Source organism: Actinomycetospora sp. CA-084318, assembly GCF_050955885.1.
Taxonomy (GTDB): Bacteria; Actinomycetota; Actinomycetes; order Mycobacteriales; family Pseudonocardiaceae; genus Actinomycetospora.
Map to the genome: position 1 here is coordinate 43,598 of NZ_CP192098.1, position 21,577 is coordinate 65,174.

Annotated in this window: 20 protein-coding genes and 1 pseudogene; 4 read left to right on the forward strand and 17 right to left on the reverse strand. The window is 74.4% G+C overall.

All coding sequences use genetic code 11. The features are described 5' to 3' along the window. Nucleotides 1-5 precede the first annotated feature (5 nt). Nucleotides 6-605 (forward strand): GNAT family N-acetyltransferase, encoded by a 600-nt coding sequence (locus tag ACQPYX_RS00215; protein ID WP_433800907.1) that lies wholly within the window; start codon nt 6-8, stop codon nt 603-605. Here ACQPYX_RS00215 and ACQPYX_RS00220 read toward each other — a convergent pair. Continuing rightward, nucleotides 566-1,984, reverse strand: coding sequence for an FAD-dependent oxidoreductase (locus tag ACQPYX_RS00220; RefSeq protein WP_433800908.1), 1,419 nt, complete (start codon nt 1,982-1,984; stop codon nt 566-568). The genes ACQPYX_RS00215 and ACQPYX_RS00220 overlap by 40 nt on opposite strands. Nucleotides 1,985-2,048: 64 nt before the next feature. Here ACQPYX_RS00220 and ACQPYX_RS00225 point away from each other — a divergent pair, with 64 nt between their 5' ends. Beyond that, entirely contained in the window at nt 2,049-2,672 is a 624-nt protein-coding gene (locus tag ACQPYX_RS00225) for a TetR family transcriptional regulator (protein WP_433800909.1), read from the forward strand. Here the strand turns inward: ACQPYX_RS00225 and ACQPYX_RS00230 are convergent. Genes ACQPYX_RS00230 through ACQPYX_RS00265 form a run of 8 tightly spaced genes read right to left on the reverse strand, consistent with a single transcriptional unit; the run spans nt 2,635 to nt 12,065 of the window. Further along, nucleotides 2,635-2,955, reverse strand: coding sequence for a DUF5313 family protein (locus tag ACQPYX_RS00230; protein ID WP_433800910.1), 321 nt, complete (start codon nt 2,953-2,955; stop codon nt 2,635-2,637). The two genes, ACQPYX_RS00225 and ACQPYX_RS00230, sit on opposite strands and share 38 nt — an antisense overlap. Continuing rightward, the gene (locus tag ACQPYX_RS00235) at nt 2,948-5,890 is read right to left on the reverse strand and encodes an FAD-binding and (Fe-S)-binding domain-containing protein (RefSeq protein ID WP_433800911.1); all 2,943 of its coding nucleotides are present in this window, start codon (nt 5,888-5,890) and stop codon (nt 2,948-2,950) included. Before ACQPYX_RS00235 ends, ACQPYX_RS00230 begins: the two co-directional genes overlap by 8 nt. 20 nt (nt 5,891-5,910) lie before the next feature. Then, entirely contained in the window at nt 5,911-7,158 is a 1,248-nt protein-coding gene (locus tag ACQPYX_RS00240) for an amidohydrolase family protein (protein ID WP_433800912.1), read from the reverse strand. Beyond that, on the reverse strand, nt 7,140-7,829 hold the full coding sequence (pepE, locus tag ACQPYX_RS00245) for a dipeptidase PepE (RefSeq protein ID WP_433800913.1): 690 nt from the start codon (nt 7,827-7,829) through the stop codon (nt 7,140-7,142). The genes ACQPYX_RS00240 and pepE overlap by 19 nt, the downstream gene beginning before the upstream one ends. 30 nt (nt 7,830-7,859) lie before the next feature. After that, nucleotides 7,860-9,590 (reverse strand): GMC oxidoreductase, encoded by a 1,731-nt coding sequence (locus tag ACQPYX_RS00250; protein WP_433800914.1) that lies wholly within the window; start codon nt 9,588-9,590, stop codon nt 7,860-7,862. 59 nt (nt 9,591-9,649) lie between these two features. Beyond that, on the reverse strand, nt 9,650-10,180 hold the full coding sequence (locus ACQPYX_RS00255; RefSeq protein WP_433800915.1) for a hypothetical protein: 531 nt from the start codon (nt 10,178-10,180) through the stop codon (nt 9,650-9,652). Between the two features lie 47 nt (nt 10,181-10,227). Beyond that, nucleotides 10,228-11,196 (reverse strand): NADPH:quinone reductase, encoded by a 969-nt coding sequence (locus ACQPYX_RS00260; RefSeq protein ID WP_433800916.1) that lies wholly within the window; start codon nt 11,194-11,196, stop codon nt 10,228-10,230. Then, a complete protein-coding gene (locus ACQPYX_RS00265; RefSeq protein ID WP_433800917.1) occupies nt 11,193-12,065 on the reverse strand; it encodes a YhjD/YihY/BrkB family envelope integrity protein in 873 nt (290 codons plus the stop codon). The genes ACQPYX_RS00260 and ACQPYX_RS00265 overlap by 4 nt, the downstream gene beginning before the upstream one ends. Before the next feature lie 18 nt (nt 12,066-12,083). Here ACQPYX_RS00265 and ACQPYX_RS00270 point away from each other — a divergent pair. After that, a pseudogene (locus ACQPYX_RS00270) lies at nt 12,084-12,638 on the forward strand (CDP-alcohol phosphatidyltransferase family protein); the annotation flags it as partial. On the opposite strand, the gene ACQPYX_RS00275 reads toward ACQPYX_RS00270, so the two are convergent. Continuing rightward, nucleotides 12,622-14,253, reverse strand: a complete 1,632-nt coding sequence (locus tag ACQPYX_RS00275; RefSeq protein WP_433800918.1) for a phytoene desaturase family protein — start codon at nt 14,251-14,253, stop codon at nt 12,622-12,624. The pseudogene ACQPYX_RS00270 and the gene ACQPYX_RS00275 sit on opposite strands and share 17 nt — an antisense overlap. Further along, a complete protein-coding gene (locus ACQPYX_RS00280) occupies nt 14,250-15,371 on the reverse strand; it encodes a glycosyltransferase (RefSeq protein ID WP_433800919.1) in 1,122 nt (373 codons plus the stop codon). Before ACQPYX_RS00280 ends, ACQPYX_RS00275 begins: the two co-directional genes overlap by 4 nt. Nucleotides 15,372-15,452: 81 nt before the next feature. Here ACQPYX_RS00280 and ACQPYX_RS00285 point away from each other — a divergent pair, with 81 nt between their 5' ends. Next, nucleotides 15,453-16,229 carry a carotenoid biosynthesis protein gene (locus ACQPYX_RS00285; protein ID WP_433800920.1) on the forward strand — a complete coding sequence of 259 codons (777 nt, stop codon included), beginning with the start codon at nt 15,453-15,455 and terminating at the stop codon, nt 16,227-16,229. A 13-nt stretch (nt 16,230-16,242) separates the two neighbouring features. Here the strand turns inward: ACQPYX_RS00285 and ACQPYX_RS00290 are convergent, their stop codons facing one another. The 6 genes from ACQPYX_RS00290 to mug all read right to left on the reverse strand — a co-directional run bounded on the left by ACQPYX_RS00290 (nt 16,243) and on the right by mug (nt 21,440). Then, nucleotides 16,243-17,100 (reverse strand): SCO6745 family protein, encoded by an 858-nt coding sequence (locus ACQPYX_RS00290; protein ID WP_433800921.1) that lies wholly within the window; start codon nt 17,098-17,100, stop codon nt 16,243-16,245. Nucleotides 17,101-17,129: 29 nt separating this feature from the next. Beyond that, nucleotides 17,130-18,041, reverse strand: coding sequence for an SCO6745 family protein (locus ACQPYX_RS00295; protein WP_433800922.1), 912 nt, complete (start codon nt 18,039-18,041; stop codon nt 17,130-17,132). A 45-nt stretch (nt 18,042-18,086) separates the two neighbouring features. After that, nucleotides 18,087-18,602: an FmdB family zinc ribbon protein gene (locus ACQPYX_RS00300; protein WP_433800923.1), complete on the reverse strand. Its 516-nt coding sequence runs from the start codon at nt 18,600-18,602 to the stop codon at nt 18,087-18,089. Nucleotides 18,603-18,662: 60 nt separating this feature from the next. Continuing rightward, nucleotides 18,663-19,955, reverse strand: coding sequence for a hydroxyacid-oxoacid transhydrogenase (locus tag ACQPYX_RS00305; protein ID WP_433800924.1), 1,293 nt, complete (start codon nt 19,953-19,955; stop codon nt 18,663-18,665). Next, nucleotides 19,952-20,749, reverse strand: coding sequence for an N-acyl homoserine lactonase family protein (locus ACQPYX_RS00310; protein WP_433800925.1), 798 nt, complete (start codon nt 20,747-20,749; stop codon nt 19,952-19,954). The genes ACQPYX_RS00305 and ACQPYX_RS00310 overlap by 4 nt, the downstream gene beginning before the upstream one ends. A gap of 94 nt (nt 20,750-20,843) precedes the next feature. Continuing rightward, complete coding sequence (gene mug / locus ACQPYX_RS00315; RefSeq protein WP_433800926.1) at nt 20,844-21,440, reverse strand: G/U mismatch-specific DNA glycosylase; 597 nt, start codon at nt 21,438-21,440, stop codon at nt 20,844-20,846. Between the last annotated feature and the right edge of the window lie 137 nt (nt 21,441-21,577).

The following is a 21,577-nucleotide window of genomic DNA, read 5'->3' on the forward strand; positions in this document are numbered from 1 at the left end:
ACCCGGTGCTCGTCACCACCACCTACCTCGAGCAGACCTCGCCCGACCAGCTCCGGCCCGCGGTCGAACCGGCCGAGCCGCTGCAGATCGTCCGGGCCGAGGAGCCGTCACCGGAGTTCAGCCGGTTCCTCTACACGGCGGTCGGCGGCCCCTGGTCGTGGACCGACAAGCTCGGCTTCACGTGGAACGACTGGCTCATCCACATCACCCAGGAGGGCCGCGAGACCTGGGTGGCCCACCACCGCGGCACCCCGGCCGGGTACGCCGAGCTCCAGGCCGCCCCGTCCGACGGCGGCACCGAGGTCGAGATCGAGTCCTTCGGTCTCCTCCCGCACGCGATCGGTCGGGGCTTCGGCGGTCACCTGCTGACCCGCGCCCTCACCGAGGCCTGGCGGCTCCACGAGCGTTGGCCCGCCCTCCCTCCGGTGTCCCGCGTCTGGCTGCACACCTGCACGCTCGACGGCCCGCACGCCCGCCGGAACTACGAGCGCCGCGGTCTCGTCGCCTACGACACCCGCACCCATGAGCAGGCCGATGTGCCTCCGCCCGGCCCCTGGCCCGGGTCTCACACCGACACGGCCGCCGCACGGCGCGACCACACGTAGCCGTCCGGGCGGATCACGACGACGGTCCCGTCCTCCGCCCCGTAGGCCTCCCGCAGCGTCCCGTCGGCCGCGAGCGCGTCGGCGTCGAGCACCTGCACCGTCCCGCCCGGCAGGTCGAAGGGTGTCTCGACCACGCCCCCGAACGCCAGCACCGTCCAGTCCGCCGCCCGGCGGCGCAGGAACAGCGTCGAGCCGTCCCGCAGCGGGGCGTCCGGGGCACGGTCACCGGGCACGGGCCCGTTCCCGACGACGGGTGTGGTCCGGTAGGTGGTCGCGAAGCCGCGGGTGTCGTGGACCTGCTCGTCGGTCCGCGACCAGAACTGCGCCCCGAGCAGCGCGTTCGACAGCCCCAGGACGTGCGCGGCGACCGGGAGGCGCTCGGCGGTGTAGGTGTCCAGCAGCGCGGGATCGGACCCGTGCACCACGGCGGCGAGCTTCCAGCCGAGGTTCACCGCGTCCGCGATCCCGGTGTTCATCCCCATCCCGCCCGCCGGGGAGTGCACGTGGGCCGCGTCCCCGGCGAGGAACACGCGGCCCACCCGGTAGTCGTCGACCATCCGGACGTTGAGCCGCCAGTCCGTGGCGACGTCGACGCGACGCACGCGGACGCGCGGTCCGAGGCCCTCGATGATGTCGGTGAGCAGCGCGGGCGTGGCGTGCTGCTCCGGGTCGGTGTTGCCGATCTGCACCTGCCACAAGGGGGTCGCCGGCAGCGGGCAGAGCGCCACCATCCGGGCGCCGGTCCCGACGAGGGGCTCCTCGGCCGACCAGAGGTGCCAGTGGTCGCGGTCCAGTCCGTCGATCTCCGCGTCGCCGAGGAGCATCCGGACCTCCTCGTGGGTCTCGCCGAGGAACCCGACGCCGAGCTCGCGGCGCACCGTGCTCGACCCGCCGTCGGCGCCGATCACCCACGACGACCGGAGCCGGCGCCCGTCGTCGAGAACGAGCTCCACCCCGTCGTCGTCCTGGGTGAGCGACGCGAGCCGCGCCCCGTAGGAGACCTCCACGCCCTCCTCGGCCAGACGCTCGCGCAGCACCTGCTCGGTGCGCCACTGCGGGATGATCAATGACGTCCGCCACGGGGTGGTCGGGTCCTCGGGCGTCCCGACGAGGTCGGGCGACCGGTCGACGTCGAGCGTCGACCCGTCGGTCGCGTGCTTCCGGAACGGCAGCTCGAAGCTGCCCAGCGAGACCAGTCGGTCGGCGAGGCCGAGCTGGTCGAGCAGCTCCAGCGTGCGCGGCTGCATGCCCTTGCCGCGCGAGCCGCGGTGCGGACCGTCCTGCCCCTCGAGCACCCGGACGGCCACCCCCCGCCGCGCCAGCTCGATGGCCGCCGTCAGTCCGGTCGGCCCCGCCCCCACCACGATCACGTCGTCCATGTTCGTGACACTACGCCTCAACTGAGACTGAGTGTCAAAAGAATTCTCGTGCCATGATCGAGCCATGGGTCTGCGGGAGCGGAAGAAGGAGCGGACGCGGGCGGAGCTGCAGCGGCACGCGCTGCGCCTCTTCCGGGACCGCGGGTACGCCGCGACCACGGTCGACGACATCGCGGCCGCGGCCGACGTCAGCCGCAGCACGTTCTTCCGCTACTTCCCGACGAAGGAGGACGTCGTCCTGTTCGACGACGTCGACCCCGTGATGGAGCGGGTGGCGGCCGAACTCCCGCCCGGGACGCCGCTGCTGGAAGCGGTCCGGCTCATCGTGCGGGACGCGTTCGCCTCGCTCGACGAGGAGGCTCGCGCGCTGGAGGAGGTGCGCATGGAGCTCGCCCGCTCGGTGCCGGCGATCGCCGCGATCCTGCGCGAGCGGAACTCCTCCGGCGTCGATCAGGTCGCCGGCATGGTGGCCCGCGGCATCGGGCGCCCGGCCGACGACCCGGACGTCGTGCTGTTCGCCGGCGTGGTCTGCGGGGCCCGGCTCGCCGCCGTCGCCCGTGCCCACGCGGACGGCACCCGCACCTACGTCGAGGAGCTCGACGGCATGCTCGCGCGGCTCGCCGACGGCATTCCGCTCGCCGACGCGCCGATCACTCGTCCGAGCGCCCCAGCACGATCTCCGGCATGAAGCCGTGCTGGTAGAGCCGCTTCTCCCGGATCAGCGGCGAGAAGATCGCCGCCATGAACATCGCCGAGAACCACACGAAGCACGGCAGCGCCACCCGCAGCCACCCCGGCCCGGGCAGCAGCGCGAGCAGCGCGACCGGCACGCACTGCACCGTGGTCCGCGCCAGCTGACGCAGGAACCAGGTGCGCACCGTGAGGTCGTGCAGCACCCAGGTCCCGTACACCACCGGCAGCCGGGCCCCGAACGCGTAGCCCAGCCACCGGAACACCCCGGGTCTAGTCACGCAGCCCCAGCGCACGGGCGGCGAGCCGCGCGAGGTGGGTCGGCTCGTGCCCGGCGTTGTCCAGCTGCCGGATCTGCGTCCGGCACGAGTAGCCGTCGGCGAGGACGGTCGTGTCGGCGGACGCCTCCCGCACCTTCGGCATCAGGCCGCGCTCCGCGCACGCCGTCGAGACCTCGTAGTGCCCGTCCTCGAACCCGAAGTTGCCGGCCAGGCCGCAGCAGCCCTCGTCGAGCACGTCGGCCCGGATCCCCAGCGCCGCCATCACGGCGCGATCGGCGTCGGTGCCCAGCTCGGCGTACTGGTGGCAGTGGATCTGGACGAGGGCCGTGCGCTCCGCCCCGTCGGTCAGCTCCGCCAGCTGGTCGGTGTGCTCGGCCAGCACCTCGGCAAAGGTCCGGATGGACCGCGACGCCACCTGGCCCAGGTCGTGCTCCCGGCCGAGGACCTTGAGCGAGTCGCTGCGCAGCGCGGCGGTGCACGAGGGCTCCAGGCCGACGATCGGCACCCCGTCCTCGAGCCACGGCCGGATCCGCTCCAGCGACCGCTCGATGACCCGCCGGGCGACCGACACCTGACCCGTCGTCACCCACGTCAGCCCGCAGCACACCGTCTTCTGCGGGAGTTCCACGCGGTACCCGAGGGCCTCGAGTACACGGATCGCGTCGATCGCGAGCTCGGGGTCGAAGGCGGGGGTGAAGGAGTCGGTCCACAGGAGGATCCGCTTCCCGACGTCGGGCCGCGCGGCCCGCTGCTTCACGTCCAGCAACCGCCGCAGCGGCTTGGGCGCGAACGGCGGGATCGAACGCTGCGGCGCGATGCCGCCGGCCTTCTTCGCGAGGTTCGCCAGGGCCGGGCGCTTCGCCAGGGCGTTCGCGATCCGCGGGGCGCCCGGGACCTTCGAGGTGATGGCGAGCCACGCCGGCAGCCAGCCCATCGACCAGTGCGAGCGCGGCCGGTCCTTCGCGCGCCCGGCGTAGTGCTGGGCGAGGAACTCGGTCTTGTAGGTCGCCATGTCGACCCCGACCGGGCAGTCGCGTGAGCAGCCCTTGCAGCTCAGGCACAGGTCGAGGGCGTCCTCCACCTCCTGCGACTGCCACCCGTCGGGCACGGTCTGCCCGGACGCCATCTCGAACAGCAGCCGCGCCCGGCCGCGCGTCGAGTGCTTCTCCTCGCCGGTGACCCGGTAGCTCGGGCACATCACGCCGCCGCTCGCGGTGATGCACTTCGCGACGCCGATGCAGCGCCGGGTGGCCGACGCGAAGCCCGTCTCCGGGTCGCCGTCGTGGATGAAGTCGAGCTGCGTGCGCGTGGGGATCGTCGGCTGCCCGATGAACACCCGGATGTCGTCGTCGATCTTCGGCGGGTCGACCACACGGTGCGGGTTCATCCGGCCGTCCGGGTCCCACGCCGCCTTGAAGTCGGAGAACGCCTCCATCATCGGCGGCGAGTACATCCGCGAGAGCAGCTCGGCGCGCGCCTGCCCGTCGCCGTGCTCGCCGGAGAGCGAGCCACCGTGCGCCACGGCGAGGTCCGCAGCGTCCTCGAGGAACGCGCGGAAGTTCTTCAGACCCGCCGTCGTGAGCAGCTGGAAGTCGATCCGGACGTGGACGCAGCCGTCCCCGAAGTGCCCGTAGTACGCGCCGGTCCGGCCGTGCTCGGTGAGCAGGGCGTCGAACTCGCGCAGGTAGGAGCCGAACTTGGCCGGCTGGACCGCGGCGTCCTCCCAGCCCGGCCACGCCTCGACGCCGCCCGGGCCGCGGGTGACGATGCCCGACCCGTCCTCGCGGATCTTCCACAGCGCCCGCATGGCCTTCGGCTCGCTGACGACCTTGTGGTCGACGGTCGCCCAGGACATCTCCTTGGCGATGGCCTCGGCCTTCTCGTGGGCCTCGCCGCGGGTCTCGCCGCCGGTCTCGACGTAGAGCCAGCCCTTGCCGCGCGGCAGGGCCTCGTGGGTGCGGTCGTCGGGCCGGGCGGAGCGCAGGGCGCCGATCACGCCGACGTCCATGCCCTCGATCGTCAGCGGTGCGTGGTCGCGGATCGGCACCACGTGGTCGGCCGCGGCGTACGCGTCCTCGAAGCCGAGCACGGCCAGCGCCCGCACCGGGGGCGACGCGACCATGTCGACGGTCGCCTCGAGGATCGTCACGCAGGTGCCCTCGGTGCCGACGAGCGCCTTGGCGAGGTCGAACCCGTGCTCGGGCAGCAGCTGGTCGACGTTGTAGCCGCTCACGCGGCGCGTGAGGTCCGGCGTGTCGGTGCGGACCAGGTCGGCCGTCCGGTCCCGGAGCGCCTTGAGGTCGCGGTAGACGCGGCCCTCGCTGCCGGTGCGGCGGGCTGCGGCGTCGATCGCGGCGTCGTCCATCGGGCCGCCGACGTGCATCCGGGTGCCGTCGGCGAGCAGGACGTCCAGCGCGCGGACGTTGTCGACGGTCTTGCCCCACGCCACCGAGTGCGACCCGCAGGCGTTGTTGCCGATCATCCCGCCGAGCGTGCAGCGGTTGTGGGTCGACGGGTCCGGGCCGAAGGTCAGGCCGTGCGGGCGGCCGGCGTCGCGCAGGTCGTCGAGCACGGTGCCGGGCTGCACCCGGGCCGTTCCCGACGACGGGTCGATCTCCAGCACCCGACGCATGTGCCGGGAGAAGTCGACGACGACCGCCTCGTTGACCGACTGCCCGCAGATGCTCGTGCGCGCCCCGAGCGGGAGCAGCGGCACGCCGTGCCGGCGGGTGACCTCGACGGCCCGCTCGACGTCGTCGCCGTCGACGGGCTGGACCACGCCGAGCGGCACGTGGCGGTAGTTCGAGGAGTCGGCCGACCACATCGCGCGGGTCGCGGTGTCGAAGCGGACCGATCCGCGGACGGCTCCGGCGAGCTCCTGGGCGAGCAGGGAGTGCTCCGCGTCTGCTCCGGGGCGGATCGGTGCGGTGGTCATGGCCCCATCATCGTCAAGGGTCAGGGGGCCTGCAGGGTCGCCGTCGTCACGGTCTCGGCGACGAGGCGTCCGCCACTGACCACGTAGCGTCGCGGCACGCGGTCGAGGAGCGCCGTGTGGTGGTCCGCGCCCGGGGCGTCGAGGACGACGAGGTCGGCGCGGCTCCCCGGGGCCAGGTCGTGGCTGCGTCTGCCGTGCCCCGTCGCTCCGCTCGCCCCGCCGAGGTTCAGCATCGCGGCGGCACCCGCCGTGACCCGGTCGAGCAGCCGGTCGAGCCCCTCCGCCGTGCCGAACGGCTGCGTGTGCGCGGCGAGGAGGGTGACGTCGAGCATGTCGACCGTGCCGAACGGGGTGAAGGCGTTGCGGACGTTGTTGCTGGACAGGGCGGTGGCCACCCCGGCGTCGAGCAGCTCGGCCACCGGGGCCGCCCGGCCCTGCAGGTAGAGGTCGGTGGGCGGCAGCACGACGAGCCCGACACCGGCCTCCGCGAGCCGCTCCGTGATCCGACGGCGGGTGTCGGAGGTGAGGCCGGCCATCGTCGTGACGTGCCCGAGCGTCGTCCGGCCGCCCCAGCCGCGCTCGGCGGTCACGTCGGCGACGAAGGTGGCCAGCGTGTGGCGCGGGTCGTCCGGCCCCGCGGCGAAGTCGGCGTGGACGTCCACGTCGACGTCGAAGCGCTCCGCGAGGTCGAACACCTGGCGGACGTGCTCGTGGCAGCCCTCGACGTCGTCCTCGGCGTAGCTGCACCCGCCGACGACGTCGGCACCCCGCTGCAGGGCCTCGACCAGCAACTCGTGCGTACCGGGCCGGGCGGCGATGCCCTCCTGCGGGAACGCGACGACCTGCAGCTCGACGACGCCCGCCCACCGCTGCTTGAGCTCGAGCAGGGCGTCGAGGCTCGTCAGGCCCACGGTGGGGTCGATGTCGACCGGGGTGCGGATCACCGTGGTGCCGTGGCGGACCGCGCGGCGCAGGACGTCCTCGGCGCGGGCCAGGACGTCGTCGTGCGTGAAGTGCCGTTTGGCCTCGGCGGTGGCGCTCACGGCGCCCGCGAGCGTGCCGTCGCCGCCCCCGAGCAGCGCCTTGTCGAGGTGCAGGTGCGGTTCGACGAGGCCGGGGAGGACGGGCCGGGCGCCGCCGTCGATCGTCGTGGCCCCGGGAGCGGTCAGGTCCGGGCCGACCTCCGCGATCCTGCCGTCCTCGACGCGGACGTCGACGGGGGCGTCGTGTCCGCGGGGGAGCACGTTCGTCAGGAGGAGATCAGCCACGAGAGGTCGGTACCCGGTCCGAGCTCGAGCGGCTCCTCCCCGCGGCGGAAGAGCCGGGCGGTGTGTCCGCCGAGGGTCACGGTGTCGCCGGTGCGGTGCAGCCAGGCGCCCTCGCGCAGCCCCACGACCGGGACGGTGTTCAGCTCGTGGAACTCCCGGATCCGTTCCTCCCGGGTCTCGCCCTGGTGGGAGCTCGTGGGGTCCGGGTCGAGGTAGTGCGGGTTGACCTGGAACGGCACGCGCCCCACGGCGTCGAGGCCGCCGGGGTCGACGATCGGCATGTCGTTCGTCGTCATGATCGTCGGCTGCGCGAGGTTCGTGCCGGCCGAGCTGCCGGTGTAGCGGCAGGCCGCGTTGGCCCGCAGGGCGTCGAGGATGCCGAGCCGGCGCACGTCGTGCAGCAGCCGGAACGTGTTCCCGCCGCCGACGAACACGGCGTCGGCCGTCGCCGCGGTGGCGGCCGGGTCGGGCTCGCGGTGCAGGGGTCGCAGGTCGAGCCCGAGGGCGTCGGCCGCCCAGGTGGCGTACGCGTCGTGGTCGGCCTGCGCGTACGGCACGAACCACACGGTCCGCCCGCCGAGGTGCTCGGCGAGCACCTCGCGGGCGTGCGTGAACGGCTCCGCGCCGCCGGATGGGCGGGAGTTGGACAGCAGCAGGACGTCACCGGGCACGGGCGCAGTCTCGCGTCCGACGACCCGTCGTCAGGAACCCGCCACCGGCGTGCGCGGCGGCACCGTCGGCACGGGCAGCGTGACCGTCCGCAGCGCGCCCGGGGCGTCCGCGGGGACCACGGGGCTCACCGGCGCGACCGGGGCGAGCCGCTCGTAGGCCGACCCGAGCGGCGGCCGGGGATCGGTCTCGCCCTTGTTCGGCCAGAACGCCATGGCGCGCTCCGCCTGGGCGGTGATCGTCAGGGAGGGGTTCACCCCGAGGTTGGCCGAGAGCGCCGACCCGTCCACCACGTGCAGCCCCTCGTGGCCGTAGAGCCGCTGGTAGGCGTCGATCACGCCCGTCTCCGGCGACGACCCGATCGCGCAGCCGCCGATGAAGTGGGCGGTCATCGGCATGTTCACGGCCTCGCCCCAGGTGCCGCCCGGGTCGCCGTCGATGATCTCGGCCATGCGGCGGGTCGTGGCGTTCGCGGCCGGGATCCACGTCGGGTTCGGCGTGCCGTGGCCCTGCCGGGAGACGAGGCGGCCGAAGCGGCGCTGCACCGTGATCGAGTTGTCCAGCGACTGCATCACCAGCGCGATGACCGTGCGCTCCGACCAGCGGCGCTTGTCGAAGGACCGCGCGAACCGTCGGGGATGGCGCACGGCCTGCCCGAGGATCTTGAGCCCGCGCGGGACACGGCCCCCGCCGTCGGTCATGAGCGTGGTGAGCAGACCCATCGCGTTCGAGCCGTAGCCGTAGCGGCAGGGCTCGATGTGGGTGTCGGCGTCCGGGTGCCACGACGACGTGATGGCGACGCCCTGCGTGAAGTCGCGCGGCCCGCCCCGCTGCGACGCCCGGCGGGACATCGCCCCGACCAGCGCCTCGGAGTTGGTGCGCGTCAGGTGCCCGAGGCGGGCGGAGACGCCCGGTAGCACGCCGGTGTCGCGCAGGCGGTGCAGGAGCGACTGCGTGCCCCACGTCCCGGCGGAGAGGATCACCTGGTCCGCCGTGTACACCGTGCGGCGGCGCCGGCCCCGGCGCGTCGGGCGGGTCACGACCTCCCAGCTGCCGTCGGGCAGCGGACGCACCGAGAGCACCGTCGTCTCCGGGTACACGACCGCCCCGGCGCGCTCGGCGAGGCCCAGGTAGTTCTGGTCGAGGGTGTTCTTCGCCCCGTGCCGGCAGCCGGTCATGCACTCGCCGCACTCGAGGCAGCCGGTGCGGTCGGGGCCCGCGCCGCCGAAGAACGGGTCGGGCACCGTGACGCCCGGGCCCTCGCCGAAGTACACGCCCACCTGCGTCGGGGTGACGGTGTCCTCGCGGCCCCACTCGCGCGCGACCTGGCGCATCACCTCGTCCGACGGGGTCACCGTGGGCTGCGTGACGACGCCCAGCATCCGGCGGGCCTGCTCGTAGAACGGGTCGAGCTCGTCGCGCCAGTCGGTGATCGCGTTCCACTGCGGGTCGCGGTAGAACGCCTCGGACGACGGCTGGTAGAGCGTGTTGGCGTAGTTCAGCGACCCGCCGCCGACGCCCGCCCCCGCGAGCACGACGACGTCGCGCAGGACGTGGATCCGCTGGATCCCGTAGCAGCCGAGCGCGGGCGCCCACAGGAAGTTGCGCACGTCCCAGGACGTGGCGGGCAGCGTCTCCGGGCTGAACCGCCGCCCCGCCTCGAGCACCCCGACGCGGTAACCCTTCTCGGTCAGGCGCAGCGCCGAGACGCTGCCGCCGAAGCCGGAGCCGATGACCAGGACGTCGTGGTGGTGGTCGCGCACCTGCGCACGTTAACCCGCCGGTAGCTGTGACGGAAGGTCACACGTACAGGGTGTCCGGTCTAGTGCGCCATGCTCCGGTCGAGGCCGAGCCAGCGCGCGGTCTCGTCGTCGACGAGCTCGCGCAGGATCACGGCGTTGCCGGGCACCACGGGGGCGCCGTCCTTGAACTGCCGGCCCTTCGCGCCCATGTACGGCGCGCTCGGCTTCCAGTCGGGGTGCGCCATGATCGTCTCGGCCGGCACCCGGTGCTCCTCCGGGATGACGCCGAGGATGCCGTCGGCGTACCACTCGGCCTCGTTGTCGGCGCCGGTACGCGAGTACGGGTTCGAGTCGAACACGACGACGGCCGCGATGCGCCCGCGGCCGACCCACTCGTGCACCCACCCGACGGTGCCCGGACCGACCCGCTTCTCCCGCGAGTGCGAGACGGCGAGCTTCCACGACGTGCGGCTGCCGGAGCGGTCACCGTCGATGTCGAAACGGGCGGCGGGCGAGGAGATCCACGCGGCCTCGTCGTCGGGGTTCTCCGACGGCGTCCACGCGAGCATCACGTCGGGCAGCACCTCGAAGCGTGCGGAACGGCTGGCCACGGACGGCCTCCCGGGGGTCGACTCCCGGGGGGCGTCCGCCACCCGGGTCAGGGGACAAGCATGACCTTCCCGACCGCGCCGTTCTCCACCGCCTCCTGAGCTGCGACGACGTCGTCGAGCGAGAACGTGGTGACCTCGAGCGGCGTGAGCGCCCCGGCCGCCACGGCGCCGCGCACCCAGGCGACGTCGGCGGCGAGATCGGCCGCGGTGATGGTGTAGAGGAGTACGAACCGCACCGTCGTGTTCGTGACCATCAGGCGCCGCACGGGGATCGCCGGATCGTTCGGCTCGTTGGCGTAGACCGCGATCGTGGTGTTGTCGCTGACGGCGAGATCCAGGTCGAGGTTGGCGCCCAGGGCGACCTCGACGATCCGGTCGACGCGCTCGGCGAAGGCCCGGACCTTGTCCGCCGCCCCGTCCTCCTTGTAGTTCACGACGAGGTCCGCGCCGGCCGCGCGGGCCCGCTCGCCCTTGGACTCGGAGCTCACCGTGGCGACCACGCGGGCGCCCGCGTGCTTCGCGAGGCCGATGGCGAAGTGCCCGACGGCGCCCGCACCGCCCGCGACCAGGACCGTCCTCCCCTCGAGCGCCGACGGATCGCCGCCAAGGCAGTGCGCGGCGGTCACGGCGGGCACGCCGAGGCAGGCCGCCAGGTCGTCGGAGGCGTCGTCGGGCAGGGGGATCGCCCGGTCGGCGGGCAGGACGCTGTACTCCGCGGCCGTCCCCCAGCGGTTCTTGAACGCCGACAGGTGGGTCCACACCCGCTGGCCGACCTCGCGGCCCTCGACGCCCTCGCCCACGGCGTCGATCACGCCCGCGCCGTCCTGGTGCGGGACCTGGAACTCGTCCGGGTCGCCGCCGGTCAGGCCCGCACGGGTCTTCCAGTCGGTCGGGTTGATCGCGGAGCGGGTGACGCGGACCCGGACCTGGCCGGGCCCCGGCTCGGGGGTGTCGAGGTCCTCGACGTGCAGGACGTCGGCGGCGGACCCGGTCTTGCGGTACACGGCAGCCTTCATGACTGCTGTGGTTCCCCGCCCGGGGCGCGGCCAGACGCCGTGCGGCGCTGCTCGAGGACCTGGTCGAGCACCACGGTCGCGCGGTAGCCGCAGAGCACGAGGATGTGCAGCAGGAACAGCCACAGCGCCAGCGCGGACACGGCGCCCACGATCGGGAGGCCGCCGAAGGGCGCCGACCACTCGATCGGGATGGCGAGGAACACCACGAACCCCTGCAGGAACCCCGCGAGCACCGAGCCGGTCGCGAACGCGCCGATGAACAGGGCCTTCGCGCCGAGGTGGCCGGGCGCGACGAAGCGGAAGAGCGCGACGAGGGCGAGCGACACGGTCAGGAAGACCACGTGGAAGGCGATGACGACGCCCCAGACGAGCGACCAGCCGCCGGCGGCGTAGAGCGGCCCGACGACGGGCGCGGCCGCGAGCACGACGACCACGAGGAACGGGGCCACGGCGGCCACGCCGAGCAGCCCGGCCCGTCCCCGCCAGCCGGTGAGCCGGTCCGGGACGTCGGAGAACTGCCGGAACGCCCGCCGCAGGCCCTCGCCGTACAGGCTCGCCGGGAACAGCACGACGAGCGTCTTCCACCACGGCATCGCCAGCGCCGTCGCCGTGAGGGTGCGCAGCGCCTCCGGGGTCCCGTGGCCGCCCGGCAGGCCGACGATGGCCGCCTCCATGGCCCCGGTGAGCACGTCGCCCCCGACCAGCCGCCCGACCGCCCACAGCGAGGCCAGCGCCAGCGGGACCAGCCCGATCACACCGAAGTAGGTCGCGCCCGCGGCCCAGAGGGCGACGTCGCTGACCGGGAACGTGCGGCCGACCTCCCGCGCGAGACCCGCGGCGCGTCGTCGTCGGGTGGTCACCGCCGCCACCGGTGGCAGGCTGGCCGGATGGGGGAGGGACGGGAGACGGAGCGCAGCGGAGCTCGACCCGGTCGACGGGAGCTGCGCCCGGAGGACGCCGGCTGGTCGGCGCGCCACGGCGGCCTGGAGCCGTCGACGGTGGTGCGCGGCTGGCTGTGGCTGGTCCGGGCGTGCGTGCGCCCGGTCCGGCGGGTCCCGCCGGACGTCCTCTCGGTCGCCGGGGTCGCGGTGCTCGCCGGGGCCCTCCTCGTCGCGACGGCAGGTGCACCCTGGGTCGCCCTGGCCGGGGTGCTGGCGGTGCTGGGCGGGGTGCTCGACGGGCTCGACGGCGCGGTGGCGCTCGCGACCGGGCGGGCCCGCCCGCTGGGTGCGGTGGTCGACGCGGTGTGCGACCGGATCGGGGACCTCCTGCTGGTCGCGGTGCTCGTCGTGCTGGGCGCTCCGGTCGCGGGGGCGGCGGCGGTCGCGGCGGTGACCCTGCTGCACGAGTACGCCCGGGCCCGGGCGCAGGCCGTGGGCATGCCCGGCGCGGGCGCGGTGACGGTGGCCGAGCGGCCGACGCGGATCATCGTGGTGGCCCTCCCGGCGCTGGGGGCCGCGCTCGCCCCGACGGTGCCGGGACCGGGCTGGAGCTGGGGGACGACGTTCCTGACGACGTGGGCGGCGCTGGCGCTGGTGGGGCTGGTGCAGCTCGCCGTCGGGACGTGGCGCTCGATCCCGGCGGAGTTCCCGCCGGACCGATGAGCCCCGCGACGATCTCGGCGGACATCAGCACCAGCGGGATGCCGCCGCCGGGGTGCGCCGAGCCGCCGACCAGGTGGAGGCCGGGCAGCGGGCCCGCGTTGGCGGGTCGGCGCAGCGCCGCGCGCGGGCCGTGCGAGGCGGTGCCGTAGATCGCCCCGCCGGGCGAGCCGGTGCGGCGCTCCAGGTCGGCGGGCGTCAGCACCTCGACGAACCGCAGCCGGGGCCGCACGTCGACGCCCCGGGCGGCGAGCACGTCGAGCACCCGCTCCGCGTAGGCCTCGCGCAGCCCCGGGGCGTCCCAGTCGACGCCGCGCGCGGGGTCGTGCACCGGCGCGTTGACCAGCACGAACCAGCCCTCGGACGCGTCGTCGGGACGCAACGCCGGGTCGTCGGGGGCGTGGACGTAGACGGTCGGGTCCTCGACGGGCCGGGGCCGACGGCCGAAGACGGCGTCGAACTCGGCGTCGTAGTCGGCCGGGAAGAACACGCGGTGGGCGGCCGCGCCCGACCGGCCGTCCAGTCCGAGCAGCAGGACGAACCCCGCGCTCGACGGCGGGATCCGCCGCAGCCGTCGGCGCGCCCGCCCGGCCACCCCGCGCGGCAGCAGCCGCTCGTGCAGCACCGTGGCGTCGGCGTTGCACACGACGGCGTCGGCGCGGTGCTCGCGGCCGCCCACCCGCACCCCCACCGCGCGGCCGCCCTCGACGAGCACCTCGTCCACCGGCGACGACAGGTGCACCGCGACGCCCAGCGCCCGGCACCGCTCGTGCACGGTCTCCACGATGCGCCGCAGCCCACCGGGGACGTACCAGGCCCCGAACTCCTGCTCGACGAACGACGTCACCGACAGCACCGCCGGCGTGCGGCGCGGGTCGGAGCCGGAGTACGTCGCGTAGCGCTCGAGCCAGGTCCGCATCCGCGGGTCCGGCAGCGTCCGGCGGGCCAGGCCGCGCACCGTGCGCCACGGCGCCACCGCCCGCAGTCCGCCGGGCCGGGCGCTCATCCGCAGCAGCGCGGGCAGCGTCAGCGGGCGGCGGAGCACGTCCTCGCCGACCAGCTCCCACAGGTGCCGCGAGCGGGCGTGCAGCCGCGTCCAGGCGGCACCCGCCCCCGCGCCGAGAGCGGCGTCGAACGCGGCGGGCACCTGCGCGGGGTCGTGCGGCAGCGTCAGCCGGGTGCCGTCGGCGAAGGTGTAGTCGCAGGCCGGGTCGACGCGGGAGACGTCGAGCCCGGCCGGGCCACCCGTCGTCGCGAAGAGCTCGTCGAGCAGGCCAGGCAGCGTGAGCAGGGACGGGCCGGTGTCGAAGGCGAAGCCGTGGCGTTCGACGAGGCCGAGCTTGCCGCCGACCGCGGCGGCCCGCTCGTGGACCTCCACCTCGTGCCCGGCCGCGGCGAGGCGGGCCGCGGTCGCCAGCCCCCCGAGACCGGCCCCGACGACGATCACCCGGCTCACATCCGCCGTCCCTTCCACGTGAGCGTGCCCCGCACCCGGCCCACCCAGGACGACACCAGCAGCCCCAGTGTGGTCACCACCGACAGCGGGTGCGCGACGGCGTCCCACCGGGTCGTCGCGGTGAACCGGGCGGCGAGCACCCGCCCGGCCACACCCGCCAGGTACCCGGCGGCGCCGACGCGCGAGCCGGTGAGCGCCGCGGCGGGCGGCAGCACGTAGACCACGAGCAGCGCGGCCGCCACGCCCACCGCGCCGACGGGCGACCCGAACGCGGCCCACAGCGACTTCCGGTAGCCGGCGTGCAGGTCGCGGCCGGAGTCGTACATCCGGCAGGTCGCGAGCGCGGAGCCGTCGCCGACCCCGGTCCGGCCTCCCGCGCGTCGGACCGCCCGGGCGAGCGCGATGTCGTCGAGCACCGCGCTGCCGACGGCGGGCCACCCGCCCGCCCGGGCCAGGGCCGCCGCCTCCACCACGAGGAACTGGCCGTTCGCGACCGCCATCGACGGCCGGGCACTCCGCTCGGCCGCGCGCAGGGGGAGCGTGGTGAGCCACGACCAGGCCAGCAGCGGCTGGACCAGGCGCGCGAGCGGGCCGGACACGGCCTGGCGCGGCCACGGGGAGAGCAGCGCGAGGGGGTCCCCGGCGCGCAGCATCGCGACGGCGGCGGCCACCGCGTGCGGGGCGAGCACCACGTCCGCGTCGACGAAGACCAGCACCTCGCCGCGCGCCACGGCGGCGAGCTGCGCGCACGCGTGCGGCTTGCCGAGCGTGCCCGCGGGCGGCGGGACGCCCGGCAGCACGCGCAGCCGGTCGTCCGCGCCCGCCGTCGCGGCGACGACCTCGGCGGTGCCGTCGGTGGACCCGTCGTCGAGGACGAGGACCTCGAGGTCGGCGACCCCGCGCTGGCCGAGCAGCGAGGTGATGGTCGCGGCGATCCGCGGTGCCTCGTCCCGGGCGGGCACGAGGACCGACACGGGGACGGTCACGGTGGGCGGGACCGCGGGCGGGCGGCGCAGCCGGCGGTGGTTGACCAGTTGGTGCAGGGTCCCGGCGACGGCGAGCAGGGAGCCGGAGGTCACCAGGAGCTGTACGGGTGAGCGGGGACCTGCGGCGGGCACCCCGGCACCGTAGGCACGCCCGATCGACGCCGCAGAGCGGTCCACGATCCGACGTGGATCGCGATGGGGGAGGCTCGGGACATGGTGACGACCGCTCGTCGACCGGTGACGACGGCGGCGCTGCCGGCCTGGGTACTGGTCGGCACCGCGGTGCTGGTGCAGATCGTCTACCCGCTCGTGCCCGCCTCGTGGATCACGGGGGTGACGGTCACCAGCGTCGTGGTGTTCTTCCTGGCGTCGCTGGCCGACGTGGTCCGCGTGCACGGGGTGCGTGGGGGTCTGCTCCTCGTCGGGATCGCCGGCGGCGGCGGGCTGGTCGCCGAGGCCGTCGGGCTCGCGACCGGCTTCCCGTTCGGCAGCTACGCCTACACCGGAACGCTCGGTCCGGAACTGCTCGGCGTGCCGGTCGTCGTGCCGCTGGCCTGGGCGATGATGGCCTGGCCCGCGCTCGTCGTCGGTCGGGTCCTGGCCGCGAGCGGCCCCGGGGTCGTCGTGCTCGGCGCGCTCGCGCTGGCCGCCTGGGACCTGTTCCTCGACCCGCAGATGGTCGGCGCCGGTCACTGGACCTGGGCGGACCCGCACCCGGCCCTGCCGCTCGTGCCGGGCATCCCGCTGACGAACTACGCCGGTTGGCTGCTCGTCTCGGTGCTGGTGGTCGGCGGGCTGCACCGGGCGCTGGGCCCCGGTCGGCGATCCGGTCCCGCCACCGCGCTCTACCTGTGGGTCTACGCCTCGTCGGTGCTGGCGCACCTCGCGTTCTTCGGGCTGCCCGGGTCGGCGCTGGTGGGCGGGATCGGGATGGGGCTGATCGCGGTCCCGTTCGCGGTGACGACGTGGCGCCGCGTCCGGGGCACCTGACCCCGGCACCCGGTCAGCCGGCCTGCAGCTTCTCGTCGTCGTCGGGGAAGGCCCCGCCGTCGCGGAGCTCCCGCGACCAGCGCAGGCACCGCTCGACGACGAGGTCGAGCCCGTGCTCCATGCCCTCGATGACGGGGTCGAGCGCGGCCTCGGTGGCGTCCTCGACGTCGTCGCGCAGGGCTGCGCCGCGCTCGGTGAGCCGGATGCGGTCGCCGTCACGGGTGATCAGCAGCCGGTCGAGCAGGTCGGCGGTGGCCGCCTCGATGTCCTCCTCCGACCACGCCCGGGTGCGCGTGTAGTCCCGGCCCGCCATGCCGACGCGCGCCTCGGTCAGCAGGTTCGACTCCAGCGCCGAGATGCCGTGCGACACGAGCGCCGCGAGGTGCGCGTCGCCGCGGTACTCGCGCAGCAGGTTCGTCGCGTGCCAGAGCCGGGCCCAGGCGTCGCCCGGCCACGCCATCGCCGCGTGGCCCGCGAACAGGGCCTTGCCGAGCACCGGTGCCCGGTCCAGGCCGCCCCGCAGCACGGTGACGACCTCCTCGACGTCGCGGGCCGGCTCCCCGAACACGCGGTGCAGGCAGCGGGTGGCGCCGGCGAGCTTCGCCGCGAGCGCGTCCTGGACGCTCGCCGTGGCGAGGGCGGCCTCGTAGGTCCCGGCCAGCGTCTCCGGCTCGAAGACGCCGAAGGTCGCGACCACGAGGGACGCCGGGGGCAGCCCGAGCGCGCCGGCCCGGCCCAGCACGTAGCCCTGGAAGCGCTCCAGGCCGATCGCCTCGTACTGCTCGCGCGCCTCCGCGCTGTGGACGTACACCATCGCGATCGGCTCGATGGCGTCCCGGAGGCGGCGGGCGGGGGAGGTCGCAGCAGGCATGGGGGCCACCTACCCGGCCCGCCCCCGTCTCACCCCGCCGCGCGCTTGGCGGGGTCCGGTGGGAACCAGCCCGCGGCGACGACCCGGTCGGCCCACGCACCGAGGGTGGCGACGAGGTCGTCGAGACCGGATCCCAGGGCCTCGACCACGCGATGCTGCGCGAGGTCCGTCGCGGCCTCGATCTGCTGTCGGGCGTCGCGGCCCGCGGCGGTCAGGGCGCCGTCGGCGAGCAGGCCGCGGGCGGTCAGGCGGGCGGCCGCCGCGTCCATCGCCTCCGGTGACCAGCCGCGCGTGCCGGTGTACTCGTAGAGGTCGAACCCGGCCCGCAGCTCGGTGAGGATGTTCGCCTCGAGGCCGTCGATCCCGGCCGCGACGCAGGCCCCGAGATGCGCGTCGCCGCGGTGCTCCCGGTACAGCGAGGCGACGTGGAACAGCGCGGTGTGCGCGTCGGTCGGCCACGGCTGGTCGCGCAGGCTCGCGTAGAGCGGGCGCCCCGCGAGCTCGCCGGGTCCCCCCGCGTCCAGCGCGTCGCGCAACGTGCGCGTGACCCGGCCGACCTCGGCCTCGTCGACCCCCTCGAGCGCTGCCCGGAGGCCCTCGCCGCCGCCGGCGTTCCGCACGGCGAGCAGCTCCTCGACCGAGCAGGCGGCCCGGGCCTGCCGCCACAGGTCGGCCGCGAGACCCGGCTCGAACACCGCGAATGTCGCCGCGACGACCCCGGGCGTCACGTCACCGAGCGTGGCCCCGCGCCCGCCGACGTAGCCGGTGAGGAAGTTCAGGCCCGCCCTCGCCATGTGCTCGTGGGCCGGCGCGCTCCAGATGTGGACCATCGCCAGCGGCTCGAGCACGTGGCGCAGGCGCAGCGCCGGGGTGTCGGCGACGGGGGCGGTCGCGCCCTCCCGCGGCTGGAGGAAGGTCTCGCGTGCCTGGTCGAAGTCCACGCCCGGGAGTGTGGCCCCGGCCACGCTCCCGGGTCGATGCTCGACCTATCCGGACGGCGGGGTCGGCTTCGGGGTGCTGGGTGCCGGTGTGCTCGGTGCCGGTGTGCTCGGCTTCGGGGTGCTCGGCGCCGGGGTCGAGTGGCCGTGCCCGTGCCCGTGTCCATGGCCGTGGCCGTGCCCCGACGATCCCGACGACGAATCCGGTCCCTTGAGGATCGGTTCGCCCGCACGCAGCGGGACCTGCTCGTAGCGGCCCTCGTGCGCGACGACGGGTCGGGTGTCGCCGGCGATCTCGGGGTACTTCTCCTCGAGCCGCTGGCGGCGCTCCCACTGCTTGCGCATCGAGGCGATGTACTCGGGATTGCCGTTGTAGACCCCGCGCCACGTCTGCGGCATCTGCTCGCGGGAGAGCCCGGGGTCGGCCCGGCCGTGCAGCGCGGGCCGCGACGGGACCTTGCGGGACTCGCCGCCGCACTCCGGGCAGGCCGGCGCGGGGGCGTCGCGGCCCATCAGCCGCTCGAAGCGCAGCCCGCAGTCACAGCGGTAGTCGTAGATCGGCATGACGCCCTTCCCGGTCGCGCAGCGAGGGGCCCCGTCGACGACGGGGCCCCTCGGGTGCGATCACCAGTTGGAGATGGACTTGGCGAAGATGTCGGCGATGTCGTCCTCGGTCGGCGTCCGCGGGCACGTCGCGAGCAGCCGCTGCTGCTTCATCGTGCCCTCGACGAGGTCGGGGATGTCCGACTCGCCGAACCCGACCTCACCGATCCCGTTCGGGATGCCGATGTCGCGCATCAGCTCGGTGACGACGAACGGGAGCTGCTCGGACGCGTCGTTCTGCGTCTCGGCGTTCGGCCCGAGCATCCGCGCCGCGGCCATGTGCCGGTCGGGGGCGGAGTCGAACGAGAACCGGAACGCCTCGGGCGCGGTGAGCGACACCGACATCCCGTGCGGCACCATCGCCTCGTCCGAGGGGTAGCCCGCCGGGTGGAAGTCCCGGACCTGGCCCGCGATCGGGTAGGCGTTGGCGTGCGGGATGTGCACCCCGGAGTTGCCGAAGCCCATGCCCGCGAAGGTCGCCGCCATCATCATGTCCATGCGGGCGTCGACGTCGTCCGCGCCGCGGTGCACGGCGGTGCGGAACGACTTCGCCAGCAGGCTCATCGACTTCTCGCACCACAGGTCCGAGACCGGGTTCGAGCCGCAGTAGGTCACCCGCTGCTCGGGCTGTTTGCGGTCGAACGTGGTGTACCAGCGCGCCGTGTAGCTCTCCAGCGCGTGGCACACGATGTCCATGCCCGACGCCGCCGTGACCTCCGGCGGGAGCGTCATCGTCAGGAGCGGGTCGACCACCGCGAGCGTCGGGCGCAGCCGCCAGTGGCTGATGCCCGTCTTGACCCGCAGCGACAGGATGTCGAGCACGCACATGGCGGTGGACTCGGAACCCGTGCCGGCGGTCGTCGGGACCGCGATGAGGGGCTTGAGGGCCCCCGGCGGCACCTGGGCGTTGCCCACCGGCTTGTTGACGTAGTCCATCAGCTCACCGGGGAAGGTGGTGAGCAGGTTGACGGCCTTCGCCGTGTCGATGGCCGAGCCGCCGCCGACCGCGACGAACCCGTCCCACGGACCCTGCTCGGTGGCGTAGCCGATGGCCTTGTTCATCGAGTCGTCGGTCGGCTCCACGTGCACGCCGTCGAAGATCTCGACGGTCATGTCGTAGCGCCGGATCTGGTCGGCGATCCGGTCGGGGAGACCGGTCTGCTGCATCCCCGGGTCGGTGATGAGCAGGATGCGCTTCGCGCCGTACTGGGAGAGGTCGAACCCGATCTCGTCGCAGGCCCCGGCGCCGAACTTCAGCGGAGGAGCGCCCCAGGTGAAGACGGACTCCTCGGTGGGGACGGGCGGGACGGTCACGTGTAGTGCCCTCCGTTCGAGACGGTCTTGAGCTCGTGGATCTGGTCGGCGTCGTGGCCGAAGACGACGGTCGCGTTCGTCTTCTGGGCGACGTCGCGGATCTTCTCCACCGAGGAGAACCAGGACTCGAGGTTGTTGACGATGGCGGCGGGGACCGGCGGCGGCCCGTAGCTCGCGCCCATGTACACCGCGTCCGAGGTGAAGATCATCGTTCCGGTGTCCGGGAGGTCGACCTGCATCGACATCGTGCCCGGGGTGTGGCCGGGGGTCTGGAGGAGCGTGACGCCGGGGAGGAACTCGGTGTCCCCGGAGACCGTCTCCCAGTTGAGGTTCTCGTAGTCGCTCTTGAGGTGCGCGCCCGTGAACGGCCCGTCGAAGCCGAACGCGAACTCCTTCTCCTTGTCCGAGCAGACCAGCTTCGCGGGCGAGTCCTTGAACAGGTTCGCGTTGCCGCAGTGGTCGAAGTGCAGGTGCGAGAGCACCACGTAGTCGATCTGGTCGGTGCCGATGCCGAGCTGCTCGAGCCGCTTGTCGAGGTACTCGTCGTCGGACACCTTGTCGTAGGGGAAGAAGTCGTTGAGGCCGGTGGGACCCCAGCGCTCCTCCCAGTCGGCGGGGCAGCTGGTGTCCCAGAGCAGGGTCCCGTCGGGGGTCTCGACGAGGACGCAGTGCGTCGGCACGTCGACCCACTCGGCGGGGGACTCCTTCTGCTGCCGGGGCTTGATCGACCTCCCCGGCTGCAGCAGCAGCCACGTCAGGTCGGCGGTCATCGCGCCGCAATCGAGAACACTCACCTTGATGTCGCCACTGGCCACTGCAGACCTCCGCGTCAACGAAACGGGACCGACCCCCCGTGGGTGATCACCCTGCCTGTGACCCCGACCACCGTCAATCGCAGTGATCGCCGGATGCGTATGCGTGCAGGTCGGCGAACGCGGCCGCGATCGTCGTCGGCGTGTAGTGCGCGTTCAGCCCGCTCGGGTTGGGCAGCACCCACAGCCGCGTCGCCCCGAGCGTCCGCTCCTGCTTCCCGACGACGGCCTTCGGCTCGCCGAAGGCGGTCCGGTACGCCACCACCCCGACGACCGCGAGCCAGGCCGGCGCGAGCTCCGCGGCGAGGGCCCGCAGGCGCTCCCCGCCGGCGCGGAGCTCGTCGTCGGAGAGCTCGTCCGCCCGGGCGGTGGCGCGCGGGGCGACGTTGGTGATCCCGAGGCCGAGCGCCGGGAGCAGGTCCTGCTCGGCGGGCGCGAGGAGCCGGGGCGTGAAGCCGGAGGCGTGCAGGGCGGGCCAGAAGCGGTTGCCGGGGCGGGCGAAGTGGTGGCCGGTGTACGCCGACACCAGGCCGGGGTTGATGCCGGAGAACAACACCCGCAGCGGGGGGTCGCCGGGCCCGGGCAGCACGTCGGGCAGCAGCCGGTCCCGGGCCGCCTCGAGCTCGGCCCGGGTCGGTCCCCGTCGTCGTGCGGTCGCCACGGCGTCGGCCACCCTCCTGCTGAACGAACGGCACTGTCGCGCACATAGAAGCTGCGAGGGTGCCGCTCGTGCATCACGGGGGTGCCGCCGGACGGCCCAGCCGACCGTCCCCACCGGCACCCGAGCGCCCGTCCGTCCCCAGGGCGGCG

Excerpts from the sequence above, each read along its gene's own strand:
- ACQPYX_RS00290 (WP_433800921.1), bottom strand. The coding sequence starts at position 17,100 with ATGCCTGCTGCGACCTCCCCCGCCCGCCGCCTCCGGGACGCCATCGAG.
- ACQPYX_RS00225 (WP_433800909.1), top strand. The coding sequence starts at position 2,049 with ATGGGTCTGCGGGAGCGGAAGAAGGAGCGGACGCGGGCGGAGCTGCAG.
- ACQPYX_RS00235 (WP_433800911.1), bottom strand. The coding sequence starts at position 5,890 with ATGACCACCGCACCGATCCGCCCCGGAGCAGACGCGGAGCACTCCCTG.
- ACQPYX_RS00285 (WP_433800920.1), top strand. The coding sequence starts at position 15,453 with ATGGTGACGACCGCTCGTCGACCGGTGACGACGGCGGCGCTGCCGGCC.
- ACQPYX_RS00300 (WP_433800923.1), bottom strand. The coding sequence starts at position 18,602 with ATGCCGATCTACGACTACCGCTGTGACTGCGGGCTGCGCTTCGAGCGG.
- ACQPYX_RS00260 (WP_433800916.1), bottom strand. The coding sequence starts at position 11,196 with ATGAAGGCTGCCGTGTACCGCAAGACCGGGTCCGCCGCCGACGTCCTG.
- ACQPYX_RS00220 (WP_433800908.1), bottom strand. The coding sequence starts at position 1,984 with ATGGACGACGTGATCGTGGTGGGGGCGGGGCCGACCGGACTGACGGCG.